Source organism: Pseudomonas sp. UC 17F4, from assembly GCF_900101695.1.
In the GTDB taxonomy this organism is placed as follows: Bacteria; Pseudomonadota; Gammaproteobacteria; order Pseudomonadales; family Pseudomonadaceae; genus Aquipseudomonas.
In genome coordinates this window covers 1,122,601-1,140,652 of the sequence record NZ_FNKV01000001.1, presented here as the reverse complement: position 1 = coordinate 1,140,652, position 18,052 = coordinate 1,122,601, and the positions used below count along the sequence as shown (strand labels likewise).

Annotated in this window: 17 protein-coding genes; 10 read left to right on the top strand and 7 right to left on the bottom strand. The window is 62.0% G+C overall.

Annotation, left to right across the window (positions count from 1 at the left end; all coding sequences use genetic code 11):
- Window positions 1-43 precede the first annotated feature (43 nt).
- Window positions 44-1,336 carry a glycine-betaine demethylase subunit GbcA gene (gene gbcA / locus BLR26_RS05200; protein WP_093378719.1) on the top strand — a complete coding sequence of 431 codons (1,293 nt, stop codon included), beginning with the start codon at window positions 44-46 and terminating at the stop codon, window positions 1,334-1,336.
- A gap of 642 nt (window positions 1,337-1,978) precedes the next feature.
- On the opposite strand, the gene BLR26_RS05195 is transcribed toward gbcA, so the two are convergent.
- The 6 genes from BLR26_RS05195 to BLR26_RS05170 all read right to left on the bottom strand — a co-directional run bounded on the left by BLR26_RS05195 (window position 1,979) and on the right by BLR26_RS05170 (window position 9,839).
- Window positions 1,979-2,749 (bottom strand): electron transfer flavoprotein subunit beta, encoded by a 771-nt coding sequence (locus BLR26_RS05195; RefSeq protein WP_045202289.1) that lies wholly within the window; start codon window positions 2,747-2,749, stop codon window positions 1,979-1,981.
- A 15-nt stretch (window positions 2,750-2,764) separates the two neighbouring features.
- Entirely contained in the window at window positions 2,765-3,988 is a 1,224-nt protein-coding gene (locus BLR26_RS05190) for an electron transfer flavoprotein subunit alpha (RefSeq protein WP_093378715.1), read from the bottom strand.
- Entirely contained in the window at window positions 3,988-5,937 is a 1,950-nt protein-coding gene (dgcB, locus tag BLR26_RS05185) for a dimethylglycine demethylation protein DgcB (protein WP_093378711.1), read from the bottom strand. The genes BLR26_RS05190 and dgcB overlap by 1 nt, the downstream gene beginning before the upstream one ends.
- 103 nt (window positions 5,938-6,040) lie before the next feature.
- A complete protein-coding gene (gene dgcA / locus BLR26_RS05180; protein WP_093378706.1) occupies window positions 6,041-8,101 on the bottom strand; it encodes a dimethylglycine demethylation protein DgcA in 2,061 nt (686 codons plus the stop codon).
- A 15-nt stretch (window positions 8,102-8,116) separates the two neighbouring features.
- The gene (locus tag BLR26_RS05175; protein ID WP_045202287.1) at window positions 8,117-8,647 is read right to left on the bottom strand and encodes a 4-vinyl reductase; all 531 of its coding nucleotides are present in this window, start codon (window positions 8,645-8,647) and stop codon (window positions 8,117-8,119) included.
- Window positions 8,648-8,861: 214 nt separating this feature from the next.
- Window positions 8,862-9,839, bottom strand: coding sequence for a dipeptidase (locus tag BLR26_RS05170; protein WP_093378702.1), 978 nt, complete (start codon window positions 9,837-9,839; stop codon window positions 8,862-8,864).
- A 258-nt stretch (window positions 9,840-10,097) separates the two neighbouring features.
- Between BLR26_RS05170 and BLR26_RS05165 the strand changes: the two genes are divergently transcribed.
- The 5 genes from BLR26_RS05165 (at window position 10,098) to BLR26_RS05145 (ending at window position 13,372) form a co-directional block, all read left to right on the top strand.
- Entirely contained in the window at window positions 10,098-10,865 is a 768-nt protein-coding gene (locus BLR26_RS05165) for a hypothetical protein (protein WP_093378697.1), read from the top strand.
- Between the two features lie 54 nt (window positions 10,866-10,919).
- Window positions 10,920-11,573, top strand: a complete 654-nt coding sequence (locus BLR26_RS05160; protein WP_093378692.1) for a hypothetical protein — start codon at window positions 10,920-10,922, stop codon at window positions 11,571-11,573.
- 72 nt (window positions 11,574-11,645) lie between these two features.
- Window positions 11,646-12,383 (top strand): hypothetical protein, encoded by a 738-nt coding sequence (locus BLR26_RS05155; RefSeq protein WP_143013255.1) that lies wholly within the window; start codon window positions 11,646-11,648, stop codon window positions 12,381-12,383.
- 154 nt (window positions 12,384-12,537) lie between these two features.
- Entirely contained in the window at window positions 12,538-12,945 is a 408-nt protein-coding gene (locus BLR26_RS05150; RefSeq protein ID WP_093378685.1) for a lysozyme inhibitor LprI family protein, read from the top strand.
- A gap of 7 nt (window positions 12,946-12,952) precedes the next feature.
- Complete coding sequence (locus BLR26_RS05145) at window positions 12,953-13,372, top strand: DUF3010 family protein (RefSeq protein ID WP_093378682.1); 420 nt, start codon at window positions 12,953-12,955, stop codon at window positions 13,370-13,372.
- Here BLR26_RS05145 and BLR26_RS05140 read toward each other — a convergent pair.
- Window positions 13,359-14,318 carry a GlxA family transcriptional regulator gene (locus BLR26_RS05140; protein ID WP_093378679.1) on the bottom strand — a complete coding sequence of 320 codons (960 nt, stop codon included), beginning with the start codon at window positions 14,316-14,318 and terminating at the stop codon, window positions 13,359-13,361. The two genes, BLR26_RS05145 and BLR26_RS05140, sit on opposite strands and share 14 nt — an antisense overlap.
- A 169-nt stretch (window positions 14,319-14,487) precedes the next feature.
- On the opposite strand from BLR26_RS05140, the gene BLR26_RS05135 reads away from it, so the two are divergent.
- The 4 genes from BLR26_RS05135 to BLR26_RS05120 are packed head-to-tail and all read left to right on the top strand — an operon-like array spanning window position 14,488 to window position 17,848.
- Entirely contained in the window at window positions 14,488-15,432 is a 945-nt protein-coding gene (locus tag BLR26_RS05135) for a choline ABC transporter substrate-binding protein (RefSeq protein ID WP_093378675.1), read from the top strand.
- A gap of 60 nt (window positions 15,433-15,492) precedes the next feature.
- Window positions 15,493-16,377 carry a 3-dehydrocarnitine:acetyl-CoA trimethylamine transferase CdhC gene (locus tag BLR26_RS05130; protein ID WP_093378672.1) on the top strand — a complete coding sequence of 295 codons (885 nt, stop codon included), beginning with the start codon at window positions 15,493-15,495 and terminating at the stop codon, window positions 16,375-16,377.
- A gap of 15 nt (window positions 16,378-16,392) precedes the next feature.
- Window positions 16,393-17,358 (top strand): L-carnitine dehydrogenase, encoded by a 966-nt coding sequence (locus BLR26_RS05125; protein WP_093378669.1) that lies wholly within the window; start codon window positions 16,393-16,395, stop codon window positions 17,356-17,358.
- A gap of 13 nt (window positions 17,359-17,371) precedes the next feature.
- Complete coding sequence (locus BLR26_RS05120; protein ID WP_093378664.1) at window positions 17,372-17,848, top strand: thioesterase family protein; 477 nt, start codon at window positions 17,372-17,374, stop codon at window positions 17,846-17,848.
- Window positions 17,849-18,052: the final 204 nt, after the last annotated feature.

The window sequence follows — 18,052 nt, the reverse complement described above, 5'->3', positions numbered from 1 at the left end:
CCACTTTCACCGGCCACAAGCACTGGCCATGAGGACCTACACGATGGACGTCACCGCAACTTTGAGTCTGGGCGATCCACTGGAACCTGCACGCAAGGCCACCGCCGAGATGCTGCAGAGCCGCGAGCGGACCTTCTCGCTGCCACAGCCGTTCTACTGCGACGAGCGCCTGTTCCAGATCGACATGGAAGAAATCTTCCAGAAGGAATGGCTGATCGCCGGGATGACCTGTGAAATCCCGACCAAGGGCAACTTCATCACCCTGCAGATCGGCAAGAACCCGATCCTGGTGGTGCGCGGTACCGAAGGCCAGGTGCACGCCTTCCACAACGTCTGCCGCCATCGCGGTTCACGCCTGTGCACCAGCGACAAGGGCAAGGTCGCCAAGCTGGTCTGCCATTACCACCAGTGGACCTACGAGCTGGACGGCCGCCTGCTGTTTGCCGGCACCGAAATGGGCGCCGATTTCGACATGAAGCAGTACGGCCTCAAGCCTGTGAACGTCAAGACCGCCGGTGGCTACATCTTCATCAGCCTGGCCGAGAACCCGCCGGCGATTGACGACTTCCTCGCCACCCTGACCCACTACATGGAACCCTACGACATGGAGAACACCAAGGTGGCGGTGCAAACCACCTTGATGGAGAAGGCCAACTGGAAGCTGGTGCTGGAAAACAACCGCGAGTGCTACCACTGCAGCGGCTCGCACCCTGAACTGCTGAAAACCCTGCTGGAATGGGACGACGTCACCGACCCACGCGCCGACCAGGCGTTCAAGGACCACGTCGCCACCTCGGCTGCCGCCTGGGATGCCGAGAAGATCCCCTACGCCCACGCAAGCTTCGGCCTGCGTAACCGTATCGTGCGCATGCCGCTGCTCAAGGGCACGGTGTCGATGACCCTGGATGGCAAGCAGGGCTGCCAGAAGCTCATGGGCCGGATCAAGAACCCGGATCTCGGCTCGATGCGCATCCTGCACCTGCCGCACTCGTGGAACCACTGCATGGGCGATCACATCATCGTCTTCACTGTGTGGCCGATCAGCGCCCAGGAGACCATGGTCACCACCAAGTGGCTGGTGCACAAGGATGCGGTTGAAGGTGTGGACTACGACCCGGCGCGCATGCGCCAGGTGTGGGACGCCACCAACGACCAGGACCGGCGCCTGGCTGAAGAGAACCAGCGTGGGATCAACTCCACGGCGTATCAGCCCGGGCCTTATTCGAAGACCTATGAGTTTGGCGTGGTTAATTTCGTCGATTGGTACAGCGAGCGGATGCTGAGCAACCTGGGGGCGGCGCCGGCGCCTTATCTGAAGGGTGTGGCTGCGCAGTAACCTTATCGCGGGGCAAGTCGAGGCGTCGCACCGCCGCTCCCACCGGATTTGTAGGTAGCTGTGAATCCTGTGGGAGCTGATCAAATTTTGACCATACCCCGCAACACCCCGGCCTTACTGGGGCCCTCGATAGAACAAACACTTTATCCACAGGACAGCCCACAGCTAATGTGGGCAAGTCGTTGTTTTTCCCACTAAATTTTATTGATCAATATTTGATCAAATCTCTGAACGCCTTTAAATACAAGGCTCACAGCGGAAGGCGAACACCTTATCCACAGAGACGCCAACAGACTTTGTGTGCAAAAGTCGCAGCGGTGAAAAAGCGTTGTGAATAACGCCCTGAACAACTGAAAAAACGGGCGTGGGCAGGCATAAACACGGCAATTGGCTAGTTTTTGATCAACCGTGCGCAGCCCTTGCCACACGGGCCTCTCAGCCATGGGCGAACATATTATCCACAGACCCGCCAACAGCGATTGTGGGCAAACTCAGCCGAGCCAGAGGGAGAAAACCTCGAAAAATCCACAACTTAGCTTGATCATTTTTTGACCATAACGCCGAAGGGCACGCAATGCGTGCCCTGCAGCCATACACGAACACTTTATCCACAGATCGGCCAACAGACTTTGTGAGCAACTGTCAGCGTAATACGCCCTCTTCCACCAGCAGCTTGAGGATGGCTTGCGCGCCGTCTGCGGGGCAGAGGTCCTTGAGTACTTGCCCACCACCGCCACTGGCCTTGGCGGTAGCAGCTTTCATGCGGTCGGCGCCGCTCTTGGCCTTGATCACTTTCAGGCGCTTGGGCCGTGGCTTGGCCGGCTGCAGCTCGGCGCTTGTGAATAACTCGTCTTCGACAACATCCACCTGGCGCGCTGCCAACACCCCCCGCCGGGCCGGGCCAAAAGCGCTCTGGCGCGGCTTGGGCGCGGCGTTATCCACAGTCGCCAGCAGCGGCAGGCGTACCTTCAGACGCCGCCGCTGGCCCCGTGGCAGGGCCTGCAGCACCTGGGCGACACCATTGTGGATAGATTCAACTTCGGCCAGGCCCACCACCAGCGGCCAGCCCAGACGCTCGGCCAGCAGGAACGGCAGCATGCCCGAACCTTCGCCGGTTTCCGCCTGGCTGCCGGTCAGCACCAATTGAGCGCCAGCGTCGCGCAGGTAATCGCCGAGTACGCCCAGGGCATCGGCGCCATGTGGCTGTTCGAGCACGTCGATGTGCTCCAGGCCCATACCCAGGTAAGCGCGCAAGGCTGGCTCCTGCGGGTCGCCGGCGTGCAGCACCTGCAAGTTATCCCCAGCCAGCTGCAGGCCCAGCTCTACCGCCCGGGCATCCTGCTCGGCACGTCGAGTGCGGCCAGAGCTTGGGTGGGCACCGATTGAAACCAGACTGATGACCTTGGTGTGCATAGTTATCCCCTGCCCTCAAGCCGCATCGCGCTTGACGTCGTTGCGGTAGTTTTCCACAACCTCGATCAGCGCCTGGAGAATCGCCGCGCTGTCGCCGATCACCGACAGGTCGGCACGCTTGATCATGTCGCAGCCCGGGTCCATGTTGATCGCCACTACTTTGTCGCAGGCGCCGATGCCCTGCAGGTGCTGGATCGCCCCGGAGATACCCACAGCCAGGTACACCCGCGCGGTCACCCAGGTGCCGGTGGCACCGACCTGACGATTGCGTGGCATAAAGCCGTCGTCCACTGCCACCCGCGAGGCGCCTTCGGTAGCGCCGAGGGCCACGGTGGCGCGGTGGAACAGTTCCCAATCCTTGACGCCGTTACCGCCCGAGACAATGAACTCGGCCTCGGCCATGGCGATGGCTGCCGGGTCGACGGCGACCGGGCCCAGGTCCTCGATGCGCGACAAGCTGCGCACAGCACTTGTGGATAACTGCACCGGCAAGGCTTCATGACGAGTTTCACTGACCGGTTCCGCACATTCGGCGGCTGCCAGAATCAAGCGCGGCAAGCCGCGGACCAGGTCTTGCTGGCCAGCGCCGGCACGGCCGCTGCACTGCCCGTCCTTGACCTGCCAGACCCGAGTCGCCGGGCGTTCGCCAATGGCCGCAGCAAAGCGCCGGCCCAGCTCGCCGCCACCCGTGCGGCTGTCTGGCAGCAGCCAATGGTGTGGGCTGTACTGGTTATCCACAGCGCGCAGGCCCTGCACCAACTGCTCCGGTGCGTAACCTGCGAACTCGTCACCTTCGATGACCAGCAGGCGATCGACACCGGCTGTGGAAAAGTTGCTTTCCTTGTGTTCGCCAAACACCACTGCCAGCACCGCGCCGTCGCTACCGGCCAGGCTGTGGGCCAGGCCCAGCAGGTCGCGGTCGTGGCTGCCCAGGCGACCGCCGACCATGTCTGGAACCACGGCGATGTAGAACGCCGGCTGTGCCACCTGGTGCAGCGGTAATTGCACCACGGCCGCAGCCGTGCGCTTGCTGCTGCCACCCTGCTGGGCGCCGCTGCGGTCGATGCGCTTGAGGCCATTGGGGCCGATGAAGCCAACCCCGTGCGGGTTCTTGCGAATGATGCCGTTGGGCCCCATCCAGCTGTGTTGCTGGCCCTGCTGCATGGCCGCATGCAGCGGGTGCAAGCGGTTGCGGGCGATCCACTCGGCGCGCGGATCACGGCGAATAATGTCGCTCATCAGTGCACCTCCGCAGGTTCACGCTGTGCCGGAGCGGGTTTGCTCGGCGCCGCCGGTTCTTCGAGAATGGCGTCGGCAACCAGCTCCGCCAGGTCTTTGATCAGCGGACGCGGTTCGACCACGCCCTCGAGCATCGCCGTGCACTGTGGACAACCCACGGCCACCAGCTCGGCGGCGGTTTCGCGGATGTCATCCATACGCATGTCGGGGATCCGTTGTTTGCCCGGAATATCGGTAATCGGCGCTCCGCCGCCACCGCCGCAGCAGCGCGAACGCAAGCCCGACCGCTGCATCTCCCTGACCTCGATGCCGAGAGCGCGCAATACCTCGCGCGGCGCCTCGTACTCACCGTTGTAGCGGCCCAGGTAGCACGGGTCGTGGTAGGTCACGCTGCCGCCCTTGTGCTGGCCCAGGTTGAGCGCGCCTGCGCCAATCAGCTCGGCGATGTAAGTGCTGTGGTGCTGCACCAGGTAGTTGCCGCCGAAGGCCCCGTATTCGTTCTTGAGCACGTGGAAGCTGTGCGGATCGCAGGTGACGATGCGCTTGAAGCTGTACTTGGCCAGGGTCTGGATATTGCGCCGGGCCAGTTGCTGGAAGGTCGCTTCATCGCCCAGGCGCCGGGCCACGTCACCGCTGTCGCGCTCTTCCAGGCCGAGCACGGCGAAGTCCACTTGCGCGGCTTTGAGCACTTTGACGAAAGCGCGCAGGGTGCGCTGGTTGCGCATGTCGAAGGCACCATCGCCGACCCAGAACAGCACCTCGGCGGTCTTGATGTCGCCGAGCAGGTTGAGGTTGAGGTCCGCCGCCCAGTTCATCCGCCCGCCCGGGGCGAAGCCGCCGGGGTTGTCGGTGGCGATCAGGTTGTCCAGCACCTCGGCGCCCTTGTTCGGTGTCGCGCCTTTTTCCAGGGTCAGGTGGCGGCGCATGTCGACGATGGCATCGACGTGCTCGATCATCATCGGGCATTCCTCGACGCAGGCGCGGCAGGTGGTGCACGACCACAGGGTCTCGGCATCGACCAGGCCGTTGACGATCGGCTGGTGCGGGTTGCCGCCATGCTCGCCAATGGCTTTGCCAGGATAGGGGCTGCCGGCAAACTTGGCATCGGTACCACCGGCCAGGCCAACGACCATGTCCTGGATGAGTTTTTTCGGGTTCAGCGGCTGGCCGGCGGCAAACGCCGGGCACACGGCCTCGCACTTGCCGCACTGCACGCAGGCGTCAAAACCGAGCAATTGGTTCCAGGTGAAATCCTTGGGCTTTTCTACCCCCAGCAACGCTTGCGGGTCTTCCAGGTCGATGGGCTTGAGCCCGGTCGAACGGCCACCGCCAAAGCGCTCGGCACGCCGGTGCCAGGCCAGGTGCAGGGCACCGGCGAAGGCATGCTTCATCGGCCCGCCCCAGGTCATGCCGAAGAACAGCTCGGACACGCCCCACAACACGCCAAGCCCCAGCAGCGCCACCAGCAGCCAGCCGCCGAAGCCTTCGGGGAGGATCCCGGCGACCGGCAAGGTGGCGATGAAGAAGCTTGCGGCGAACACCAGCAGGCTTTTCGGCAAGCGCATCCATGGGCCTTTGGACAGCCGCGACGGCGGATTGAGCCGGCGTTTGTAAACGAACAGCGCACCGGCAAACATCAGCACAGTAGCGAACAGCAAGGCGTAGCCGAGAATCTTGTTATGCAGACCGAAGCCATGCACCAGGATCGCCAGCACCGCCGCCAGGACAAAGCCGCCAGCGGTGGCCACGTGGGTGTTGGCCATGTACTTGTCGCGGGCGACCACGTGGTGCAGGTCAACCATATAGCGCCGGGGCATGGCCAGCAGGCCGCCGAGCAGATCGACCTTCGAAGGCCGACCCTGGCGCCACATCCGCACGCGCCGCAGCGCGCCCAGGACAGCAAGGCCCAGGGCGGCGAACAGGAGGATGGGGATAAGGGTGTTCAACATTTAGAGGCACCTTTCAGGTGCAAGCCTCAAGCCTCAAGCCGCAAGCCAGGGCAACACCGCGCTGCTCTTGCTTACCGCTTGAAGCTTGCCGCTTGCAGCTGCCTTAGAAATCCTTACAAAGCCGGAGTGCATCGTAGATAGCGGCATGGGTATTGCGCTGCGCCACGCAGTCGCCGATGCGATACAGCAAGTAGCCTTCGCCCGGCTGGCTGAGAATCGGCTGCGGCTTGATCGCGAACAGCGCTTCGATGTCGATCTGGCCCTTGTTGCGCGAGCCTTCCTTGAGGCCGTAGTACAGCGCCTCGTCCGGCCGTACGCCGTTCTCGATCACCACCTGGTCGACCACCCGCTCCTCTTTGGCGCCGGTGTATTCGTTCTCCAGCACCGCCACCAGTTTGTCACCCTCGCGGTAGACCTTTTCCAGCATCAGGTCGCCAGTCATGATCACTTCTTTGGGATACATGCTGCGGTAGTAGGTCGGGAACGACGTGCCACCAATGGCCACGCCCGGCTTGATGTCGTCGGTGACGATCTCGACCTGGCTGCCCTTGTCAGCGATGTAGTCGGCCACCGACATGCCGGTGAATTCGCAGATGGTGTCGTACACCAGCACGTTCTTGCCCGGCGCCACCTTGCCGTCGAGCACGTCCCAGCTGCTGACCACCAGCCCTTCGGCGGCGCCCCAGTGTTCGTTCTGCTCGATGAATGGATGGCCGCCCACCGCCAGCACGATGATGTCCGGGCGCAGGTCTTGAATGGTGTCGATATCGGCGGCAGTACCCAGGCGCAAGTCGACCTTCAGGCGCGCCAGCTCCAGCTGGTACCAGCGGGTGATACCGGCGATCTGGTCGCGCTGCGGCGCCTTGGCGGCAATGCTGATCTGCCCGCCGATGGCGTCCTTCTTCTCGAACAGGGTGACGTCATGGCCGCGCTCTGCTGCCACGCGCGCGGCTTCCATGCCCGCAGGCCCGGCGCCAACCACCACCACCTTGCGCTTGGGTCCGGTGCTTTTCTCGATGATGTGCGGCACGCCCATGTATTCACGGGAGGTCGCGGCGTTCTGGATGCACAGCACGTCCAGGCCCTGGTACTGGCGGTCGATGCAGTAGTTGGCACCCACGCACTGCTTGATCTGGTCGATCTGGCCCATCTTGATCTTGGCGATCAGGTGCGGGTCGGCGATGTGCGCACGGGTCATGCCGACCATGTCGACATAACCGCCTTCGAGAATGCGCGTAGCCTGGTTCGGGTCCTTGATGTTCTGCGCGTGCAGCACCGGCACCTTGACCACTTCCTTGATGCCGGCTGCCAGGTGCAGGAACGGCTCGGGCGGGAAGCTCATGTTGGGAATGACGTTGGCCAGGGTGTTGTGGGTGTCGCAGCCCGAACCGATCACGCCGAAAAAATCCAGCATGCCGGTGGCGTCGTAGTACTTGGCGATTTCCTTCATGTCCTCATGACTGAGGCCATCGGGGTGGAACTCGTCACCGCAGATGCGCATGCCCACGCAAAAGTCCGGGCCCACTTCGGCACGCACGGCCTTGAGCACTTCCAGGCCGAACTTCATCCGCCCTTCAAAGGTGCCGCCCCATTCGTCGGTGCGCTTGTTGACCCGCGGGCTCCAGAACTGGTCGATCATGTGCTGGTGCACCGCCGACAGCTCGACGCCGTCCAGGCCACCTTCCTTGGCCCGGCGCGCGGCCTGCGCGTAGTTGCCGATCACCCGCCAGATTTCTTCTGGCTCGATGGTCTTGCAGGTGGCCCGGTGCACCGGCTCGCGCACCCCCGATGGCGACATCAGGGTCGGCCAGTTGAAGCCGTCCCAGCGCGAGCGACGGCCCATGTGGGTAATCTGGATCATGATCTTGGCGCCATGCTTGTGCATGGCGTCGGCCAGGTTCTGGAAGTGCGGGATGATGCGGTCGGTCGAGAGGTTCACCGACGCCCACCATTCCTGCGGGCTGTCGATGGCCACCACCGAGGAGCCGCCGCAAATCGCCAGGCCGATGCCGCCCTTGGCTTTCTCTTCGTAGTACTTCACGTAGCGCTCGGTGGTCATGCCGCCATCGGTAGCGTAGACCTCGGCGTGCGCAGTGCTCAGTACCCGGTTGCGGATGGTCAGTTTGCCGATCTGGATCGGCTGGAACATTGCTTCGAAAGCCATGGCGGGATCCTCGACTTACAACGGCTTGACGATGAACAGGCCGTCGTCGTGGCCTTCTTGCGAACCGCCGTAGACCTGCTCGGCGACCGTGCGAATGTTGCTGCCGCGGGCGGCCAGGATCTGGTCCATGGCCCCGGCGAACCAGCCGGTGAACATGTAGTCGACCTTGCGCCCGACCTTGCCGTACACATACACGAACGCCGAATGCTCGAGCTTGACGCTGGCGGTGCCCTTGTCGAGGTCGATGTCCTGGATCTTGAACAGGCCCCAGCCGCGCTGGGACAGGCGCTTCATGTAGTGCTCGAACACCGCCACGCCTTGCAGGCCGTGGCATTCGGCCTCTTTCTCGCACCAGTGCCAGGCAGACTTGTAGCCGGCCTTGTAGAGGATCTCGGCATAGGCCTCGGCGCCCAGTACTTCCTCGATGCCCATGTGGTTGTTGACGAAGAAATGCCGCGGCACGTACAGCATCGGCAGGGCGTCGCTGGTCCAGACACCGGTTTCGCTGTCGACTTCGATAGGCAATTGCGGGGCAATCTTGGCCATGGAAACTGAACTCCAGAAATGTGGTATTCACGATGCAAAGCCGCTTTGGCTTTGCTCTTCAATAAACAGCCGCTGTGAATGCCTTTGGAGCCGTAGCGAGCACGTCGAGAGCAAGGAAGGACCGGAGCGAAAGGCGAGACAGTACCGAGGTACGGCGAGCTTTTCGCGAGGACCTGACGCAGCTATCGGCGAGCGGAGTAGGCTCCAGAGGTATTCACTCGCCCCAGACGTCCTTTAGAACGTTGACCCAGTTCTCGCCCATGATCTTGCGCACCACTCGCTCGGAGTGGCCGCGTTTGAGCAGGGTCTCGGTGAGGTTGGGGAACTCGCCCACGGTGCGGATGCCCAGCGGGTTGATGATCTTGCCGAAGTTGGTCAGGCGCCGGGCGTAGCCCTTGTCGTGGGTCAGGTACTCGAAAAAATCCTGGCCGTGGCCTTGGGTGAAGTCGGTACCGATGCCGATGGAGTCTTCACCGACAATGTTCATGGTGTATTCGATGGCTTCGGCGTAGTCGTCGATGGTCGAATCGATACCCTTGGCCAAGAACGGCGCGAACATGGTAACGCCGACGAAACCGCCGCGATCGGCAATGAACTTGAGCTCTTCATCGGACTTGTTGCGCGGGTGCTCCTTGAGCCCGGAAGGCAGGCAGTGGGAGTAGCACACCGGCTTTTTCGATTCGAGGATGACTTCTTCGGAGGTCTTGGAACCGACATGGGACAGGTCGCACATGACCCCGACGCGGTTCATCTCGGCGACGATCTCGCGGCCAAAGCCCGACAGCCCGCCGTCACGCTCGTAGCAACCGGTACCGACCAGGTTCTGGGTGTTGTAGCACATCTGCACGATGCCCACGCCCAGCTGCTTGAACACCTCGACGTAGCCGATCTGGTCTTCGAAGGCATGGGCGTTCTGGAAGCCGAAGAGGATGCCGGTCTTGCCCAACTCCTTGGCCTTGCGGATGTCGGCGGTGGTGCGCACCGGCATCACCAGGTCGCTGTTGTCGCGAATCAGCTTCTGGCTGGCGGCGATGTTGTTGACCGTGGCCTGGAAGCCTTCCCAGACCGACACTGTGCAGTTGGCTGCGGTCAGGCCGCCCTTGCGCATGTCCTCGAACAGCTCGCGGTTCCATTTGGCAATGATCAGCCCGTCGATAACGATGCTGTCTGCGTGTAATTCGGCTGGGCTCATCAGGCTGTCCCCTTTATTGGTAAAACCTGCGCCGAATCGTCTGCCGGCGCTTTGGAGCCAGCATATGCCTAGGGGGAATGTCGCCCAGATGCAAAAACGACAGGGGAATTGCCGAAAGCGTCAACGCCTGCTGAAGGGGGGCAGTTTGTGCCGCGGCGAACCCTGGGAATAGAAGCGCGTCCCTCTGGGTTGCAGCAGTGGTCGCTCTATCATTGCTCGACCAGCCAGGAGGCTGGCGCCCTTTACAGGAGTAACGACATGCTGCAATCGGATCAACTTGACTTCATCAGTTCCCTTGAGTTGCCTGCCCGCAAACCCGTCATCGCCACTCGCGCGGCGTTTGCGGCAGCACCCACCCTCCCGGGAGTCGCCTTCGACGAAAACACCGACAATGGCGTCGTCGTCGGTGAAAGTGCCATCGGCCTCACTGACTCGCTGTCGGAACAAAACAGTATTGATGTAATGAACTGCATCTCCCTCATGCAACAAGGGGCAGACAAGAAGTTCGACAAGGAAACCCAGCGCAAGCAGTGGTATGAGTTCTACACCAAAGGCCTGGCGACATTGGGATGGAACACCACCAACAACGCCTCTCAGCTTTACACCCCACGCGCCAGTGAGTTTTCCATGGACCAGATTGCCCTGGAAATCATTGGCGCGGTGTCCGGGGGCGGTGCATTCAGGAGCATTGCGGAAAAAACCCTGAATGGCCTGCAAAAAGACCAGGGCGCACTGAACCTGCTGGAAAACAACAGCGCCTCGGAATCCTTCGGCACCTTCCAGATTCTTCCGTGCCTCGAGTCCAGCAAGGGTCAGGTAGCGATGGTGCTCAATTGCCTGGAGTTCAAGAAACAGGTCAGGACCAAGCGCGTGCTGTTTTTCAAATTCAAGAAAACCAATGTGACCATCTATCGGGCTGCTAGCCAGGTTCAGTTGAACACCAATCTGTATGCCCGCATCCGTTCTGCGGTAGAAGACAAACTGGCCGGTGGTGCAGAAAACTTTCTTGAGCAATTCGAGATTTGATACTTCGCGTGCCGATGCCCGGCATCGGCACTGCCCATCGCAAGGAGTGCCAACATGCCCAATGCTTTCGAGAATTATATCAACGCTGCGCAGATTGCCTGTTTATCCACGCACCTGCCTGTGAGCACCAAGGAAGACATATTGAGATCGAGCCTGCTCGCGCAAATGTCTGCCGACAAACAGCCGTACCATTCTATCCAGGCGTGGCACTCGCACTACAGTAAGGCGCTCGGTAAGTTAGGCTGGGTTTTCACCACCGAGCAGTTGACCGAATACACCTCAAGCTTGGGAAGCACAATCACGCTAATGGAACTGCTTCAGCAGGTTGCCAGTCCCTATGCGATTCCAGCGCAGGTGTGGACTGCATTGAACGAGCCGGGTCAGCCCGACCAAAAAAAAACTGTTCTGCGCCAATCTGCTTTTAAACCGCTGCCTGGCCAGGACCGCCTGTTGATCACTATTGAAGTGCTGATTGCGCGTTCGTTAACGGCGATCAAGAAGATCAGTCTGGCCCTGGAGACTAAACCCTTTAACGTCACCGATGACTGGCTAAAGCATTCGTTTGCCTGTCAGGACATTCTGTGCCCAATCCAGATCCGCCACAGTGATGCCAGTCTCAAAGCAAGCTACAGCAGCCTGAGGAGCACCGTGACCACCAAACTGGGTAGTCACATTCAGCAACTCACCTTCGAACTTCCCCACCCGTGAATCGCTGGCTATTCCACTGATACTGTCGCACTGGTCAATCCTGGCAATGCGGCAGTATCCGAGCCCCTCGCCATGAACACCTCTATGGATTCAAACCCGATAGCTATTCCACCGGCACTAACGCCGGCAACTCGCAGCCTGGTCAACTATCACAATAACACTCTATCGGGTGCAGTGAATGCTGCGGTGGCAGCGGATAGTGTCCTCAGTTTCAGTGACCGACTGACAGATACGCGGCGCAAGAGCGTGTTGAACAGCACACTTTTTGCGCAACTGTTGGCTCAACAACAAACGCCCCCGGGTCAGGACTGGTTTGCCAGCTACTGTGCGATCCTGGCAACCCTGGGCTGGCGCTTCACCGGCGTCTGGAAAAAACAGCTCGAGCTGCATCACCTGTATTGGACATTGCTCGAACTGGCGTTCTCTACCGTTGCACAGAACTCGCCCGTACTGGACCTCACGCAAGTTCAGCAGGTCGACAGAACGTTCAGGGCGCTCCTGCAATCCACAGCTGCCCGGGAAGTGTTCAGAATCGGCAATGACCACCATGCGTTCAACAGCTTTCAGTTCATCCCTGTCAACGAGCGGGCCAACGGTCTATTGGATGTCCAGTTGCACAGGCTGGAGCTTTCGTCTGCTGTGCCAGTGACAAGCCTCCTTGACCGTCAGCGGCTTGAATCCAGAGCCATGGTAAAACTGGAAATTCACCAGGTGCAGTTTCATCCCCCGGGAAATTACGCCATACAGCAAATGATCCAGGAGCGTCTTGGCCAGATGGCCGAAACATTCATCGTCGGCCTGATGATCTGAACTGCCCTGGGTAGAGGACTCGACACTTCGCGCCTCAGGCGGTTTTGGCCTGGGCCTGGTGAGTGGACAGGCGCAACGGCTACCCTGTTCTTTGCTGCGGCGCTGAGCGAGAATCGGCGCCCATGTTCGCGCAAGCTTTCGGAGGATGTCGCAGATGAGAACGATGGTAGGCCTGGCCCTGGTATTGCTGGCATTCGGCGCCCATGCCGAGGACGACGAAAGCACCCCGTGCGACAACGTCGACACCGACCAGCAAAGCTATGCGTGCGCCCAATACAGCCGCACTACCGCCGAACGCGAACTCAATGCCGCTTTCGATGACCTGCTGCAGCGCATTGGCGAGCAGTACGGCGGCCAGCAAGCCAAGGTCGACGAGCTGAGCAAGCGCCTGCGTGAGGCCCAAGCCATCTGGAAGCAACTGCGCGACGCCGATTGCAAGGTCGAGACCTATGACCAGCAACCCGGCAAGGCTTTCGACGCGGCCTTGAACACCTGCATTGCCCAACGTAGCGATGATCGCTCCGAATACTTGCAGTCCCTGGGGCTGCAGAACTCCGATTGAGACCAGCATGAAAATCTGCGGAATTGAAATCAAAGGCAGCGAAGCGCTGCTTGCCGTTGCCACCCTGGACGGCGCCAGCCCTGTGCACCTTGCCGTGGCGACGAAAAAAATCGCCCTGGCAGACGACGAACTGGCAGATAGCGTCAAAGCCTTTGCCCGCCAGGCCCAGGCCTTTATCGCCGAGCAGGGCATCAGCCACCTGGCGATCAAAAAGCGCAGCAAGAAAGGCGATTTCGCCGGCGGCCCGACCACCTTCAAGATCGAGGGCGTGCTGCAGTTGCTGGACAATTGCGAGGTCGAGCTGGTGTCACCGCAGACCGTCAGCGCCCAAGCGAAGAAACACGACCTTGAACTGCCGGCGTCGCTGAACAAGTACCAGCACGAAGCCTACAAAAGCGCCTGCGCGCTGTTGCTCAAGCGCCGCTGAGGCTGGCCGCCGCGGCCTTGCGGTCTTCGCGCGGGCAACGCTGGAAGCGCCCGCGGTAACAACGGGTGAAATACGACGCCGACTCGAACCCGCAAGCGATGCCCACCTCCAGCACGCTGAGGTCGGTCTGGCGCAGCAACTGCCGGGCCTTGTCCAGGCGCAGGCGCAGGTAGAAGCCGCTGGGGGTGTCGTGCAGGTAAAGCTTGAACAGGCGCTCCAGCTGGCGTCGGGTGACCTGCACCGACTCGGCGAGCACCAAGGTGTTGAGCGGTTGCTCGGTGTTGCGCTCCATCTCACCGATCACCTGCACCAGCTTCTTGTTGCTGATGCCGTAGCGTGAGGCGATCTGCATGCGCTGGTGATCCTGGCGCGGGCGAATCCGGCCGAGCACGAACTGCTCCGACATCTGGATCGCCAGCTCCGGGCCATGGGCCTGGGCGATCAGGTCGAGCATCAGGTCGATCGAGGCAGTGCCTCCCGCTGAGGTAATGCGCCGGCGATCGACTTCGAACAGCTCCTGGGTCGCCTGCAACTGCGGGTAACTTTCCTTGAAGGCCTCCAGCGCTTCCCAGTGCAGGGTCACCCGGTAACCCTCAAGCAAACCGGCCTCGGCCAGCACCACGCTGCCGGTATCGATGCCGCCCAATACCACGCCTTCGTGATCAAGCTTGCGCAACCAGTGCTGCAGGGCCGGGCCGAAACTGCGCAGCGGCTCGAAACCGGCCACCACCAGCAGGGTAGCGCCCTTGCCCAACGGCTGCAGCGCGGCGTCGGCATTCACCGACATGCCGTTGCTGGCCTGCACCGCGCCGCCATCTATGCTCAGCACCTGCCAGCGGTACAGCTCGCCGCGAAAGCGGTTGGCCACCCGCAGCGGCTCTACCGCAGATATAAAACCGATCGCGGAGAAACCCGGCAACAGCAAGAAATGGAAATCCTGGGGCATAGCGACGACTCGACGGCCACGGATGCAGGGTTAATAGCGCGCTGGTCGCCACTGTGCAAGTGCCGGTCGCCACAGTGCGATTTTTACCCACGGCAGCCGCGTAGTTTGATCACACGGCACGCAGAGGCCGCCCCCTATAACAATTAGAACTGCCGTTGGAGGAGCCACCATGAACAGAATGATCAGCCGTAGCCTGCTGATGCTCGTCGGTACCGCAATCCTCAGCACCAACGTGATGGCCGCAGAACCGGCCGCCTGCAAGAACGTGCGCCTCGGCGTGGTGAACTGGACCGACGTGATGGCCACCAGCGCCATGACCCAGGTGCTGCTCGATGGCCTGGGCTACAAGACCAAGCAGACCAGCGCCTCGCAACAGATCATTTTCGCCGGCATTCGCGACCAGCGCCTGGACATGTTCCTTGGCTACTGGAACCCGATCATGACCCAGACCATCACCCCGTTCATCGACGCCAAGCAGGTCAAGGTCCTCGACCAGCCGAGCCTCGACGACGCCCGCGCCACCCTCGCGGTGCCCAGCTACCTGGCCGACAAGGGCCTGAAAACCTTCGCCGACATTGCCAGGTTCGAGAAGGAGCTGGGCGGCAAGATCTACGGCATCGAGCCGGGCTCCGGCGCCAACACCCAGATCAAGGCGATGATCAGCAAGAACCAGTTCGGCCTGGGCAAGTTCCAACTGGTCGAGTCCAGCGAGGCCGGCATGCTCGCCGCCGTCGACCGCGCGGTACGGCGCAAGGAGGCGGTGGTGTTCTTCGGCTGGGCGCCGCACCCGATGAACGTCAACATCGACATGGCCTACCTCAGCGGCAGCGAAGACGCCCTGGGCCCGGACGAAGGCCGCGCCACGGTGTGGACCGTTACCGCCCCCGACTACGCCCAGCGCTGCCCGAACGCCCATCGCCTGCTGAGCAACCTGAAATTCACCGCCGAAGACGAGAGCCGCATGATGCAGCCGCTGCTCGAGCACAAGGATGCGCTGGAGTCCGCCCGCCAGTGGCTCAAGGATCACCCGCAAGACCAGAAGCGCTGGCTTGAAGGGGTGACCACGTTTGACGGCAAACCGGCCGCCGAAAACCTGCAACTGACCGCTAACTGACAGACCCTGTGGGAGCGGGCTTGACCCGCGATGGCCCAACTCGCCCGAAGGAAACCGCACATGAACCACGACGTCATCATCACCTGCGCCCTGACCGGCGCCGGCGACACCGCCAGCAAAAGCCACCTGGTCCCGGTCACCCCGAAACAGATCGCCGCAGCCGCCGTAGAAGCCGCCAAAGCCGGTGCCACGGTGGTCCACTGCCACGTTCGCGATCCGCAAACCGGCCGTTTCAGCCGCGACGTCAACTTGTACCGCGAGGTGATGGAGCGCATCCGCGAATCCGACGTCGACATCATCGTCAACCTCACCGCCGGCATGGGTGGCGACCTGGAGATCGGCCCGGGCGAAACTCCGCTGGAGTTCGGCGCCGGCACCGACCTGATCGGCCCGCTGGAGCGCCTGGCCCACGTCGAGGCGCTGCTGCCGGAAATCTGCACCCTGGACTGCGGCACCCTCAACTTTGGCGACGGCAACAGCATCTACGTCTCGACCCCGGCGCAACTGCGCGCTGGGGCCAGGCGCATCACTGAACTGGGCGTCAAAGCGGAGCTGGAAATCTTCGACACCGGCCACCTGTGGTTCGCCAAGCATATGATCAAGGAAGGCCTGCTCGACGACCCGTTGTTCCAGCTGTGCCTGGGCATCCCCTGGGGCGCGCCGGCCGACACCGCCACCATGAAAGCCATGGTCGACAACCTGCCGCCAGGCGTGACCTGGGCCGGCTTCGGCATCGGCCGCATGCAGATGCCGATGGCGGCGCAGGCGGTGCTGCTGGGCGGCAACGTGCGGGTCGGCCTGGAAGACAACCTGTACCTGGACAAAGGCGTGCTGGCCAGCAACGGCCAACTGGTGGAACGCGCCAGCGAGATTCTCAGCCGCCTTGGCGCACGGGTACTCAGCCCTGCCGAGGGCCGCGCCAAAATGAACCTGACCCGTCGCTGATTGCTGGAGAAACCGATGAGCTTTATCACCGAGATCAAGACTTTTGCAGCCCTGGGCAGCGGCGTAATCGGCAGCGGCTGGGTGGCCCGCGCCCTGGCCCATGGCCTGGATGTAGTCGCCTGGGACCCGGCGCCGGGAGCAGAGGCGGCCTTGCGCAAGCGCATCGCCAATGCCTGGCCGGCCCTGGAGCAACAAGGCCTGACGCCCGGCGCCTCGCAGCAGCGCCTGCGCTTTGTGGCGACTATCGAGGAATGCGTGCGCGATGCCGATTTCATCCAGGAAAGCGCCCCCGAGCGCCTCGACCTCAAGCTCGACCTGCACAGCAAGATCAGCGCCGCAGCCAAGCCCAATGCGCTGATCGGCTCCAGTACTTCAGGGCTATTGCCCAGCGAGTTCTACGAGTCTTCGACCCACCCCGAACGCTGCGTGGTCGGCCATCCGTTCAACCCGGTGTACCTGCTGCCGCTGGTAGAAATCGTCGGCAGCAACAAAACCGCGCCCGAGGCCATCGAAGCGGCAAAAACCGTCTACACCAACCTCGGCATGCGCCCGCTGCATGTGCGCAAGGAAGTGCCCGGTTTTATCGCCGACCGCCTGCTCGAAGCGCTGTGGCGCGAGGCTCTGCACCTGGTCAACGATGGCGTGGCGACCACCGGTGAGATCGACGACGCAATCCGCTTTGGCGCCGGTTTGCGCTGGTCGTTCATGGGCACCTTCCTCACCTATACCCTGGCCGGAGGCGACGCCGGCATGCGCCACTTCATGGCCCAGTTCGGCCCGGCGTTGCAACTGCCCTGGACCTACCTGCCCGCGCCCGAGCTGACCGACGGCCTGATCGACGCCGTGGTCGAAGGCACCGGCGAACAACTGGGCGAGCGCAGCATCAGCGCGCTGGAGCGCTATCGTGATGATTGCCTGCTGGCCGTGCTGGCTGCGGTAAAAACCACCAAGGCCAAGCACGGCATGGCCTTCAGCGACTGACCGGAGTGCAGCGATGCCCGCATTGATCACCTACCAGACCCAGGTTCCGGCAGACTGGGTCGACTACAACGGGCATCTGCGCGATGCCTTCTACCTGCTGATCTTCAGCTATGCCACCGATGCCTTTATGGACCGCATCGGCCTGGACAGCGACAACCGCAGCGCCAGCGGCCACTCGCTGTTCACCCTGGAGTGCCACCTGAACTACCTGCATGAGGTAAAGCTCGGCACCCAGGTGTGGGTGCAGAGCCAGGTTATCGGTTTTGACCACAAGCGCCTGCACCTGTACCACAGCCTGCATCGCGAGGGGTTTGATGAAGCGCTGGCGGCCAGTGAACAGATGCTGTTGCATGTCGACCTTGCCGGACCGAGGTCAGCACCGTTTGCACCAGCGGTGCTTGAGCGCTTGCAGGGGGTCGTGAATGAGCAGGTTGATCTGCCGGCGGCCGAGTTTGTTGGCCGGGTGATCGGGTTGCCCCGCGCGCAGTGACAAAAAACAGCCCCGCAGCGGTGACGCAAACGGGGCTGAAGCGGACGGTGACCAAACCTTCCGTTGCTGTGCATGGCCCCAGTGTGCAGCCTCCCTCCCCCGCCGATTTACCCGAAAACGACCTGTGCTTAGGTAAAGCGGCCATTGCGACAATCTGCCCTTGCCGCAGTGCGCCCGGGCCCACAGAATCGACTGACGATCACA